Origin of the sequence: Novosphingobium taihuense, from assembly GCF_007830315.1 — a bacterium.
In the GTDB taxonomy this organism is placed as follows: Bacteria; Pseudomonadota; Alphaproteobacteria; order Sphingomonadales; family Sphingomonadaceae; genus Novosphingobium; species Novosphingobium taihuense.
The window spans coordinates 243,536-255,738 of sequence record NZ_VLKJ01000002.1; the positions used below are offsets into that span (position 1 = coordinate 243,536).

Annotated in this window: 9 protein-coding genes; 3 read left to right on the forward strand and 6 right to left on the reverse strand. The window is 66.2% G+C overall.

Annotation, left to right across the window (positions count from 1 at the left end; all coding sequences use genetic code 11):
* Positions 1-87 precede the first annotated feature (87 nt).
* From IQ25_RS06110 to IQ25_RS06120, 3 genes are read right to left on the reverse strand one after another with little or no spacing between them, the layout of a single operon-like run.
* A complete protein-coding gene (locus tag IQ25_RS06110; RefSeq protein ID WP_144903770.1) occupies positions 88-1,473 on the reverse strand; it encodes an efflux transporter outer membrane subunit in 1,386 nt (461 codons plus the stop codon).
* A complete protein-coding gene (locus IQ25_RS06115) occupies positions 1,470-2,558 on the reverse strand; it encodes an HlyD family secretion protein (protein WP_144903773.1) in 1,089 nt (362 codons plus the stop codon). Before IQ25_RS06115 ends, IQ25_RS06110 begins: the two co-directional genes overlap by 4 nt.
* Complete coding sequence (locus tag IQ25_RS06120) at positions 2,555-4,255, reverse strand: MFS transporter (RefSeq protein ID WP_258536964.1); 1,701 nt, start codon at positions 4,253-4,255, stop codon at positions 2,555-2,557. Before IQ25_RS06120 ends, IQ25_RS06115 begins: the two co-directional genes overlap by 4 nt.
* A gap of 404 nt (positions 4,256-4,659) precedes the next feature.
* On the opposite strand from IQ25_RS06120, the gene IQ25_RS06125 reads away from it, so the two are divergent.
* The 3 genes from IQ25_RS06125 (at position 4,660) to IQ25_RS06135 (ending at position 8,748) form a co-directional block, all read left to right on the forward strand.
* Positions 4,660-5,862, forward strand: a complete 1,203-nt coding sequence (locus IQ25_RS06125; protein WP_144903776.1) for an AAA family ATPase — start codon at positions 4,660-4,662, stop codon at positions 5,860-5,862.
* A gap of 68 nt (positions 5,863-5,930) precedes the next feature.
* Positions 5,931-7,037 (forward strand): ParB/RepB/Spo0J family partition protein, encoded by a 1,107-nt coding sequence (locus IQ25_RS06130; RefSeq protein ID WP_144903779.1) that lies wholly within the window; start codon positions 5,931-5,933, stop codon positions 7,035-7,037.
* Positions 7,038-7,524: 487 nt separating this feature from the next.
* Positions 7,525-8,748 (forward strand): replication initiator protein A, encoded by a 1,224-nt coding sequence (locus IQ25_RS06135; RefSeq protein ID WP_246415669.1) that lies wholly within the window; start codon positions 7,525-7,527, stop codon positions 8,746-8,748.
* A gap of 432 nt (positions 8,749-9,180) precedes the next feature.
* Here the strand turns inward: IQ25_RS06135 and IQ25_RS06140 are convergent, their stop codons facing one another.
* The 3 genes from IQ25_RS06140 to IQ25_RS06150 form a co-directional block, all read right to left on the reverse strand.
* Complete coding sequence (locus IQ25_RS06140; protein ID WP_144903784.1) at positions 9,181-10,197, reverse strand: hypothetical protein; 1,017 nt, start codon at positions 10,195-10,197, stop codon at positions 9,181-9,183.
* 55 nt (positions 10,198-10,252) lie between these two features.
* Positions 10,253-11,239 (reverse strand): cyanophycinase, encoded by a 987-nt coding sequence (locus IQ25_RS06145; protein WP_144903787.1) that lies wholly within the window; start codon positions 11,237-11,239, stop codon positions 10,253-10,255.
* A gap of 123 nt (positions 11,240-11,362) precedes the next feature.
* Positions 11,363-11,995, reverse strand: coding sequence for a hypothetical protein (locus IQ25_RS06150; RefSeq protein WP_144903790.1), 633 nt, complete (start codon positions 11,993-11,995; stop codon positions 11,363-11,365).
* Positions 11,996-12,203: the final 208 nt, after the last annotated feature.

The following is a 12,203-nucleotide window of genomic DNA, read 5'->3' on the forward strand; positions in this document are numbered from 1 at the left end:
CTCTCCGGGCACCGCCTTGTGATCAGGCGTTTTGGTTCCGGAAGCGAGGCTATCCCACGCGGCACGCGCGCGCATAACCTGATCGGGTTACATCTGCTGCGCGCCCAAGAGATCTGCGGCTGACCACCCTCCCCCAAGCGCCTGATAAAGACTGATCCTTGCGTTCAGCGCATCGGCCCGCGCCTGGATCAGCGCCAGTTCCGCACTCAGCAGCCCGCGCTGGGTGTCAAGCTGTTCGAGCAGCGGCGAATAGCCTTCGCGATAGCGGTTCCCCGCCAGCCGGTTCGCCTCGGCCAGCGCATCGCGCTGCGTCGTCTGGATCGCAACCTGCCGGTCCAGCCCTTCGACCGAGGCAAGCGCATCGTTGACCTCGCGAAACGCCGTCAGCGCCGCCTTGCGATAGCCGAACGCCGCCGCATCGCGCTGCGCGCCTGCCGCTTCGGCACCCGCGCGCAGCCGCCCACCTTCGAACAGCGGCGCCAGAATGCTCCCGCCGATCGACCACAGCCCGACAGGGTTCGCCAGCAAGTTCGAGAACGCCACGCCCGCCGATGCCGAAAGCCGCAGCGATGGCAGGAACCGCTTGCGCGCCGCCGCCAGATTGCTGTCGGTCGCGGCCAGCTGATACTCCGCCTGCGCCACGTCGGGCCGCCTGCGTAGCAATTCGGACGGCAGCGCCTCAGGCACCGGCGGCTTGGTCAGCGCGGCAAGCCCTTCCGCGCGCTCGACCGGCCCCGGCACCCTCCCCGCCAGCACGCTCAGGGCATTCTCCGCCTTCGCCCGCGCCTGCTCCAGCGCGGGCACCAGCACCAGCGCCGCCTGATAATCGACCTCGGCCTGCTGCAATTCCAGCTTGGGCGAATAGCCCACATCCACCCGCCGCCGGATCAGATCGCGAGAGCCCTTGCGCGTCTCTGCCGTGCGCCGGGCCAGCGCCAGCCGGTCATCGAGCGCCAGCAGCGTGACATAGGCGTTGGCCGTGGCCGAGGCGACCGAGAGCCTTAGCCCATCGCGCGCCGCCTGGCTCGCCAGCCAGCCAGACCGCGCAGCGCTCACCTGATCCGACAGGCGCCCGAACAGGTCCACTTCCCACGCCGCCTGCAACTGCGGCTGCGCGGCGCGCTGCACCACCGGCATGCCGAACGGGCTGATCGTGCGCGAATCCGTTGCCCCCAAGGCTGCGTCCAACGAGGGCAACATCGCCGAGCGCGCCAGATCCTGCTGCGCCCGCGCCTCACGCACCCGCGCCGCGGCAATGTTGATATCGGCATTGCGCGCCAGCGCCTCTTCCACCAGCGCCGCCATCTGCGGATCGCCAAAGCTGCGCCACCACTCCGCCGTCACGGGCACACCGGGTCCGAGATCAACCCGAAATGCCCCCGGTGCCTCCACCGGCGGCACTTGCGCGGTCTTCACCTGCGGCCCGGCGCAACCCGCCAGCAGAGCCACCGCGCCAAGCAGTGCGCGCCTCATGATCCGGTATCCACCCGCGCTTCAACCGACATCCCCGGCCGCAACCGCTTCGCCAGCGCCTGCCCCGGATCGACCCTGATCCGCACCGCAATCCGCTGCGCCACTTTCACGAAGTTGCCGGTCGCGTTGTCTGCCTTGAGCACCGCGAATTCGGACCCCGCAGCCGGCGCGATGTTCTCCACCTTGCCCGTCAATTCCTCGCCCGCCAGCGCATCTACGGTGAACTTTGCCGGTTGCCCCACCGCCATCCGCGCGGTTTGCGCTTCCTTGAAGTTGGCGATGACCCAGATCTCGTCGGGCACAAGGAACAGCAGCTGCGTGCCCGCCGTCACGAACGCGCCCAGCCGCACGCCCACTTCGGAAAGCTGCCCGTCTTCGGGCGCGCGGATCACGGTGTTTTCAAGGTCCACTTCGGCCGCATGCAACTGCGCCCGCGCTGCCTCGACCGAAGCCGCCAGCCCCCCGCGCCCGACGATCACGCTCTTGACGTCCTGCTCGCCCACGCCGCGCGCAGCCTCGGCCTGCCGCACGCTGGCCTCTGCCGCCAGCAGCGCCGCGCGAGTCTGGTCGCGCTCGCGTTCGGAGATCGAGCCATCGCCCACCAGCGCCGAGGCCCGCGCCATGTCTGCCCGCGCCTTGGCAAGGTTGGCCTGCGCGCTGGCAATCGCCGCATCCTGCCCGCCCAGCGCCGCCTTGCGCGATCGCTCGCTCTGCTGCGAATTGGCGAGCGCTGCTTCCTGCGCCGCAAGGTTCGCCCGCGCCTGTTCGACCTTGGCCCGATACTGCCGCTGGTCGATCACCGCGATCGCCTGCCCCTTCTTCACCCGGGCAAAGTCTTTCACGAAGACCTGCGTGACATAGCCACTGACCTGCGGGCTGATCACCGTCACCTTGCCCCGGACATAGGCGTTGTCGGTCGATTGCGAGAGGCCCGCGAACGGCGGCAGGTGCCAGGCATAGAGCACCGCAACCACCGCACCCAGCACGGCAATCGCGATCAGCGCCAGCCGCCCCCTGTTCGGGCGCGGCGGCTTCCAGCTGTCTGCAGGCGCGGCGCCCGGTGCAACTGCTGAATCATCGCTCATTCGGGTGTCCTCGGGGGTGTGGTTGAAGGTTGGGCAGCGCCCGCAGCCGCCTGCATCTGCAGCTTCTGCAAGGTAACCAGCGGCGATTCCTCACCGCTCCGCTGGATGCGCCAGCGTTCGAAATAGGACCAGATTGCCGCCAGCACAGCGAGCACGCCGATCAGCAGAAACACGTCGTTGAACGCCAGGATGTTGGCCTCGCGCGTCACCTGCTGCGAAAGGATTCCGGCACCCTGCAGATTGCGCAGCACCGGATCGCCGATGGTCCGCGCCACCAGCCGCCCGCCCGCCGCGATGCGCGCGGCCACTTGCGGGTCGGTCATCACGATGGACTGCACCAGCTCGGCCGAATGCATCTTCTCGCGCACCACCTGGAACGTGCCGAGCAGCGCCGCGCCAAGCAGCCCGCCCAGCGACTGGCTCATCGTGAACAGCACGGTAAAGCTCACGAAATTGCGCGGCCCCGCCAGCAGCGTCCGGGCAAGGCCGATGATCATCGCCTGGGCCAGGAACAGGATCGAGGCGAAGCCGATCAGCGCCTGGCTGAGGTAGAAGTTCTCGGGCCGCGTCAGGTTGGTCGCGCCCATGTCGAGGAAGGCGGCAATCGCGATCAGCACCAGCGAGATCGAGATCGGCCGCGCAGGCCTTTGCGGATCGATCGTCAGCAGCGCCACGATCAGCCCGGCCAGCGAAGCTGCGATGATCACCAGATTGAGGCCGACCATCTGCTCGTTGGTCATCCCCACCACCGTCAGCAGCCCGACCGAGCCGAAGGCCTGCTCGGACAGCAGGATACGCACGGCGGCGGCAATGCCGATCAGCCGCACCATCTGCCGCGTGCCCAGCCAGCGCGTGTTGATCAGCGGGTTGCGGCGGAAATGCTCGATCACGAAGGCCGTCGTCACCAGCACCAGCCCGCCGATCAGCGCCCAGCCCATCCACGCCCTGCTGGTCCACCACTCGATGCGTCCCTGCGTCAGCACCGCGATCAGCAGCGACATCCCCGGCACCAGGAGCGCGATGCTCAGGCCATCGCCCTTCTCGAAGGCCTTGCTGCGCTCGCTCGGTGGCAGCGGCAGGGCAAGGATCGCGGCGAGAGAGGCAAGGCCAAGGCCCAGCTCGAACCAGTAGAGCATGTGCCAGTCGCCCGAAACCAGCAGCGAGGGCGAGACCACGCGCGCCAGCGGCGTTGCGATCTGTGGCACCGAAATGCCGATCATCAGCCCGGCCAGCCGCTTGGCCGCAGGCATGGCCTGCATCAGGTAAAGGATCGTCAGCGTTGAAAGCGCACTGCCCGCAAGACCGCCTGCCGCGCGCACCGCGATGGCCGACCAGAAGCCGTGGACGAAGAGGTGGAACACCGTCGCCACCACATAGACGCCCAGCATCCAGCGAATGAACGGCTGCAGACCGAACTGCTGGCGGTATTTCACCAGCACCAGGTTGGCCATGGTATTGGTCATCAGGTAGGCAGCGGTCAGCCAGCCTGCCTCGTCCGGCCCCAGCCCGAGCGTCCCTTGCGCAAACGGCAGGTTCACCGCGATCAGGGCATTGCCAAGCCCCCCCGCCAGTCCGATCAGCACTCCGATCGCGCCATAGGCCACGCGGCGGCGCGCGGGATGATCCGGATTCGCGGGCGAACCGGGCAGCGTCGGCCGTTCGTGCGGCTTGAATTCGTAAGCCCCAACCTCAGGCACTGTGCGCCTCAGCCATCGAGAATCCCTGTTGCAGCAAGCCTGTGGTGCCCGGACACGAGTCTGCCCCGGCCGCGCCGAAATCGAGCGCGGTCTGCGGATGAGAATCGCCTGCGCGGAAAACCCGAAACGGACTGAAACGTTCCGCCAGACCACGGCAAATTCGGGGAGATCTTCCGTGCTTGCGCCTGATCGAAGGATTAGGCCAATTCTTGCAATGCCTTAGCCACTCGCGCGCGGGGTTGACCCAGTAGCCCAAGAATGGGCAGAACCCGCAGGTGCGCGCACACTCCCTTCGGCATGCAAAACGCGTCGATCATCGCGTTCTTGAGATGTTTCGCCACCTCATTGCGCAATTGAAGGAAATCGGTTAACCACTCGCCCAAACAGCTTCAAACAGGCGGGCGATGTCGGATCCGAATTCAATAGTCAGCCAGATCGGCGATCTTGCCTCAGCGGGCGAGAAGATGATCGAGCGCCTGCGCCGCAAGGCTTTCCTGCCAGACAGTCGCAAGGGACTCAACGTCCGCATCGGCATTGCCGAGGCCGCGCAACTGCTCGGCTGCTCGACGAATCGCATCCGCATGGCCGAAGACGATGGCCGCCTGCCCCCTCCCCCTTCGGGCGAGAACGGGCGGCGGCTGGGCTATTCGATGGAAGAGCTGATGCACATGCGTGAAGTGCTCGGCGCCTCCCCTGCCCGCGCGCCCGACGATGTGCCCGCAATCATCGCGGTGCAGAATTTCAAGGGCGGCGTCGGCAAATCCACCGTCACCACTCACCTCGCCCACTATTTCGGCGTGCAGGGCTATCGCGTGCTGGTCGTCGATTGCGACAGCCAGGCGACGACGACCACGCTGTTCGGCTTCAACCCGCACTTCAACATCACGCGCGACGAAACGCTCTATCCCTATCTTTCGATCGACCCCACGCAGACCGACCTGCTTTACGCGGTCAAGCGCACGCCCTGGCCCAATGTCGATCTGATCCCGTCGAACCTCGAACTGTTCGATGTGGAGTACGAACTTGCCGCATCCGGTGCCGATGGCCAGTCGGTCCTCGCCGCGCGTTTCCGCAAGCTCAAGGCAGGGCTGATGGACATGGCGCGCGACTATGACATCGTGATCCTCGACCCGCCGCCCGCGCTCGGCACCATCTCGCTGGCGGTGATGCAGGCGGCCAATGCCCTGCTCGTGCCGCTGGCCGCCACCACCCCAGATTTCTGCTCCACCGTGCAGTTCCTCTCGATGATGGACCAGGTCATCGCCCAGCTGATCGAGGCCGGGATCGCGGTGGACTATTCCTTCGTCCGCCTGATCTGTTCCAAGTTCGATGGCGGCGATCCCAGCCATGAAATGGTCCGCACGATCATGGAGCAGACCTTCGGCCCCGCCCTGCTCCCCGTCCCCATCCTCGAAAGCGCCGAGATCAGCCACGCTGCCCTGCGGATGATGACGGTCTACGAACTCGAAAAGCCGATCGGCACGCCCCGCACTCATAAGCGCTGCCGTGCCAACCTCGATGAAGCGATGGGCCAGATCGAACAGCTCGTCCGCGCCGGCTGGGGCCGCGTCGCCCCGGCCAGAGAGGAGGACGTGATCCATGCGTGAGGGTGTTTCCGCTTTCCTACACGGAAATGTTCACTTTATGTTCCGCGCCTTTCGCAAAGAGGTGATTCATGGCGCGTAAGCAATCCGATTATCTCGCCGCCCTGCTGGCCGACGAGGAAGCCATCGAAACCAAGTCCGCTGCGCCCGATGGGTCAGACGGGGCTGGCGAAGTGGTGGCCGAGGATGCGGCACCGCCCCCCTCCCCCACCCCGGCAGCGCGCAACGAACGCCTGCGCGGCACCACCCTGCTCGGCCGCGAGAGCGCGCTGGCGCGGGTGGCGAGCGGTGAGGTCCGGCAGGTCACGCAGCTCCTGCTCGATCCGGCGCGGGTGCGGGTGTGGAAGGGCAACGCCCGCTCCTACGAACACCTCTCGGTCGATTCCTGCCGCGAGCTGATCGATTCGATCATTGCCGAGGGCGGCCAGAAAGTCCCCGCCGTGGTCCGCCGCATCGATGGCGACCCGGACCATGACTATGAAGTCATCGCAGGCACACGCCGCCATTGGTCGATCTCGTGGCTGCGCAGTCACTCCTACCCCGAGATGCAGTTCGTGGCGCAAGTCGCCCAGCTGGACGACGAAGCCGCCTTCCGCCTCGCCGATCTCGAGAACCGCGCGCGCAAGGACGTCTCCGATCTCGAACGCGCGCGCAACTATGCGCAGGCGCTCTATGATCACTACGGCGCCCACCTCACCCGCATGGCGGAACGCCTAAACCTTTCAAAAGGCTGGCTTTCCAAGATGCTGAAGGTGGCGTCTCTGCCCGATGCCGTGGTTGCAGCCTTCGCCAGCCCGGCCGACGTCCAGCTCAAGCCCGCCTACCCGCTGGCCCAGGCTCTCGACAACCGCGAACTCGCTCCGGCGATCCTGCGCGAGGCGAAGACCATCGCCCGCCTGCAGGACGAACGGCGCAAGGCAGGCGATCCCGCGCTCCAGGCCAACGAAGTCATCGCCCGCCTGATGGCCGCCCGCACCACAAGGGCCGACGGACCCCCGAGCGAGATCGTGATTCCGGGTCGCGGCGGACGCCCCGCCATCACCTTGCGCTCGATCAACCGCCAGGGCGTCACCCTGCGCTTCCACGCAGGCTCGGGCATGCATCTCGACGCTCTTCTCGAACTGGCGCGCGAGGCGCTGACCGAACTCGAGGACGAGGGCCGGAGCATCCTGCTCTGATGGAACAGGGGGGGAGGATAGCAGCGACAAAGGAGTGTTTCCCCGGGGAAACATTTTTCGCGCGCACCCCTTCCCCCTCGATCAAGACGCGTGTTTCCCCGGGGAAACACAGCGAAGCGAAGTTCAGCGGCACTAAGCACAGTGCAGCGTTGGGCCTTCCAAAGAAACAGGCTGAGCGGATTTCAGGGTCGGGAGCGCGGCACGGCAGTCTTGTCACTCAATGCCGCCCTCCCTCCCCCGCTCATCCTGATCTCATCGAACGGCACCCGCCGCAGGGTGGCAGCCTTGGTGTTTCCCCGGGGAAACACTCGGAACGCACGACATCGCTGAGCGCTCGCAAAGAATGTTTCCCCGGGGAAACACGCGAAGTCCGGCGAAGCCAAACACCCCCGAAAGTCCCCTCCCCTTGACCCGCGCCCGCCCTGCCCCTTCACGAGCCGCGCCGACCAGCGACCAGTTCGACCTGTTCCTGCCTTACGTGGCGGACATGCCGATGCGCGATCAGCGCGAGATGATGGAACGGCCGTTCTTCAGCCTCGCCAAGTCCAAGCGGGTCAAGCCGATCGACTACACCTCGCCCGACGGCAAGCTGTGGGTCCACGTCTCGGCCAGCCCCGAATATGGCATGGCGACGATCTGGGACGCCGACATCCTGATCTACTGCGCCAGCGTACTCGCCGACATGGCGCGGCGCGGTGTGAACGACGTGCCGCGCAAGCTCAACCTCATGCCCTACGACCTGCTCCGCGCCATCGGCAGGCCGACCACGGGGCGCGCCTATGAACTGCTCGGCCAGTCGCTCGACCGCTTGGTGGCGACGACGATCAAGACCAATATCCGTGCGGAAAACCGGCGCGAGGCGACGTTTTCCTGGCTCGATGGCTGGACGCAGCTGGTCGACGAAAAGACTGAACGCTCGCGCGGCATGACCATCGAGTTGTCCAACTGGTTCTGGGAAGGCGTGATGATGAAGGGCGGCGTGCTCTCCATCGACCGCGCCTATTTCAATATCACCGGCGGGCGCGAGCGCTGGCTCTACAAGGTGGCGCGCAAGCACGCGGGCGGGGCAGGGGAGGAGGGCTTTGCCATCTCCATGCCGACGCTGTTCGAGAAATCGGGTGCCGAGGGCGAATACCGCCGCTTCAAGTTCGAGATTCTCAAGCTCGCCGAAAAGGACGCCTTGCCGGGCTATGGCCTCAGCGTCGAAACCGCCAAGGGTGGCGAGCCAATGCTCCGCATGCGCCGGATCGATGGCAAGGACGGCGCAGACCGCGCTCTGCCAATACCACGGGGCGAGGGGGCAGCGGACGTGCTTCGACAGGCTCATGACGAGCGGATCGGGGCGGAGCTTGCCCTTGAACCCGCTCAACCTCAGCCAGTCAAAGCCCCCTCCCGCAAAAGTGTTTCCCCGGGGAAACATAGCGAAGCGAAGTTCAGCGAAGCTAAGCACGCCGAGACCGTCGATGCCTCAGCGCTGATCCGGCGCGCGGTTGCGGGTCTCAGCGATACGGCGACGCGCGGCTTCATGACCGACGAGACCATCGAGACCCTGCGCGCCACGTGCCCGGGATGGGACTTGCACACGCTCCACGCCGAGTTCGAGAAGTGGGTCAACGCCGATGCCGCACGGCTTCCTGCCAACTGGCAGAAAGCCTTCATCGGCTTCGTGAAGCGCCACCACGAAAAGCACGGGCACACGCTGCGGCGCTGATGCGTTCGCAAAATGTCGTCTCCGAAAGTCCGTGCCGTTCCCGAAGTGTCGGGCGCATTTTCACGCTGATCCCTGCCTGTTCCAACGCCAGCGCGCTTTCCACAGAATTTGAACGTCCTTGTTGGAGTTCTGTTGGAAAGTGATTCAATCGCCCTGTTCTCCAACACCCCGTTTCCGGACCATCGATACAACAGGAACGCCGATTTGCGGACCATCGACACTCCGGGAACGATGCTTCGACCTTTCAGGAACGCCTCGCCGATCCTTCGGGAACGATGCTTCGACATTCCGGGAACACGCAGACCGATGCGAATCGTGGGAACATCGCGAGTCGGCAGGCCCCGCGGGGCGCTTAACTTTTCTAACTACCTGTAAAAGCCTCTAACCCGTTCAGGAAGCTTCGCTTGTTTCGGGAAAAAGGGGAGAAGGGCGTCAGTCTTCTACTGCAATGCCCAGCTTGCGCAGGCGTTCCTCGATCTCGGCCATCTCGCTGTCGAACGACTGGAGGATCGCCTCGACTTCGGGAGCAGGGGCTGAAGCCGATGGGGGACGCCCGCGCTCGGCGCTGCGCAAGCCGAGGGACACGGCGATGTCGGGCGCGACGTAGGTCCGCCAGGATCCGCGACCGGAGACTTCGGCGAGGAGGCCGAGGGTTGTCGCACGTTCGAGCAGCTTGCCTGCGCCCGAGACGGTGAGGCCGGTGAGCGGGGCGAGGCTGCGGGCGGCGAGGCAGGGGCGGGCGAGCGCGATGCGACCGAGGTCTGCGAGCTTGCCGGGACGGTGCTCTGCGGCGATGGCGCGGGCGGTGCGACGTGCGGTTGCCTCGAGCCGGTCAAGGCGCTCCAGACCGTCCTCAGCCTGCTTCCTGACAGTCTTGAGCAGGCGGCGCAGGAGCACGGGCCTTGGATCAATGGCGAAGCGCTGGGAGGCGTCTCCGGGGACCATGCAGGGCAGCGCGGTGCGGGTGAGGCCGATGCGGCGCGCGGTGAGCGGGAAGGCGAGCCACGGCGCCACGGTGCGATCGGCGCGGGCGGCGGCATCGAGCAGGTGGAGCGCGCGGACGAGGGCAGGGGCCTCGCGCCAGCCAGCGGGCGGGTCGAAGGTGAAGGGCAGGCCATCGGACCAGTGGCGGCCCTCGGGTTCGGTCAGGAGGGCAGCCCATGGCTCGTAGGCGGCGAAGGGTTCATCCTCGGTGCGGACGAGGGCGCGGCCGGGGAGGCGCAGGGCACAGCGCTCGGCAATAATGTCGATTTCCTCGACCGGCGACTGTTGCAGGGTGAGCGCGGCGGCATAGCCTGCCCATGAGGCGCGCAGGAGCCAGGCGGCGCGCAGGGGACTGGCCGAAACGCGGGCGTCCAGACGCGCCAGCGCGGCGGATGCTTCCGCAAGGCTGTCGGCCAGTGCGGGCGTCCATGGAACCGCTGTGAGGGGAAGGGGAGGGGTGGCCACGAACACGATTGTAGACTGAAAATGGTGCTTCAGTCCACGTGCTTTGATGGCCGGTTCATGGGGTTGCCACGAGCTTTCCGGCGCTCGCCCGGTAGTGCAGGGTTGCAGCGGGATTTTCGACCCTGCCCGAGGGAAGATGCAGCACCGAGCCGGGTCCGGCAAGGGTCATGGTGACGGATGGGCTCTCGAGCGGAGCGCCGGGCGTGGCGCTGCGCAAGAGCGCGCCGCCGGCGATCCATGCCGCCCCGTCGGGGTGGGGCGTGGCGAGGCGGGCACTGCCGTCGGGTTCGACCATGAGGGCAGCGTCCTCGTCTATGCCCAAGCCGATCATGGACTTGCCGGTCAACGCCTGCGCCTTGGCGAGGAAGGCGAGCAGGCGGCCCTGACGGGCGCGCTGGGCAAAGTGGCTGTCGGTGATGACGCCGGACAGCAGGGGCAGGTGCAGGAAATCGCGCTCGATCGTCACGCCGGGGCCGAAGGGGTCGGCCAGGGCTTGCGCGCTGGTGATGCTCTCGCCATCCATCGCGCCGTAGAGCGCTTCACCCAGCACGGCGAGACCCGCGCTCGTGCCGCCCAGGGGCTTTCCCGCCGCCACATGGGCATCAAGCAGGCGGGCGACTTCGGTGCCGCCCCAGAACCGCACGTAACGCGCCTGATCGCCGCCTGCGATGAAGATGCCATCGGCGTGGGCGAGGCGTGCGAGGACTGCGGGGTCGGCGCTCTGGCTGCGGGCGTGGAAGACCAGCACTTCGACCGAAGCGGGGCCTTGGGGCGTGCGGAAGAATTCCTCGCCCATGTCCTTGCCGTAAGACGCGCTGATGATGACGACGTGCCCGCGCGCGGCCTTGGCGAAGAACCATTGCAGCGCGGTTCGATCGCGCTTGCCGCCGCCCATGAGGAGGAGGCCGGGGGTGGGGTGGCCGCGGGTGGGGGCGGTGACATCGCCGAATGTGTAGAATTCGGGCGCTTGTTCGGGTGCTTGAGCCGCGCGAGCGGGGAGGGCGATCAGCAGTAGGAGGAGGAGGAAGGCGCGGCGTGGCATGGGGGCTCCTGCCTTGGGGGCAGGAGCACGGTATGACGTGGGAGACAGTCAGGGCAACGGGGATGCGAACAAAGGTGGGAGTGGTGCGCGGTGCGCGAGACGGTGGTTTCAGCCGCCGCAGAGTCAGCTCCGAACCTGAACCTCGAGCACCTGTACGAAGCCGCCCTCTCTCTCCAGATCCGTCAGCGCAAGCGACCTGATTTTGCCGAACGGTACGACTGCGAGGACAAATTCCTTGCGGATTGGCGAGGGTGCGAACTGGAAGGTTTTCGGGCACTTCCGCCGTTCCTGCAGGCAACGGGCGATATCGCGGCGAACATAGCCCAGCACGTATTTCCTGCCGCTCCGGCGATGGTGGATTTCAAAATCACCGGCCTTAGCGATCCGGCGCACGCGGACCTTGGCCGGGTTCGCGCGTCCGAACGAGACGAAGGAGCCGGGAAATACAAAGCCAAAGGTCGCAGGGGGCATATCGCGCAACGGATCATTGGCACCGATCAGATCGAGCCGGTGCTCGCTTCGAACGATCGTCGCAGCGTTGCGTTCAAAGTAAAGATCAATCTCTTCAGTCTCAGGCGCTGCCTGCGGTTCGGCAGGTTCGGTGGCATCATCTGAGGGCGCGGCTGACCAATCGTCGGTTGGTGTTGACGAGGCTTCCGGTTCGGACTTGTCCGCCGGTTTGACGACGCAATTCGGGTTTGCGCCGGTGACGAAGTCGAGCGGGCCGACCTTGATGCAGGGCGGATCATAGACCATCTTCATGGCGAGCAGGCCGATCGCTCCGAAAATGAGCGGGCCACCAAAGACTCTTGCGCGCGGCGACAGGGCATCGAACCATTTGCCAAGCAACTGTCCCAAGAAGTTAAAGAAAGACATGACGATCCTCCGGCCCCCCGTTGTCGGGTGGTTCTCAAAGATAGTAGAAGTCGTCCGACCGGGGGTGGCCCGGCCCGCGCGTCAGGCC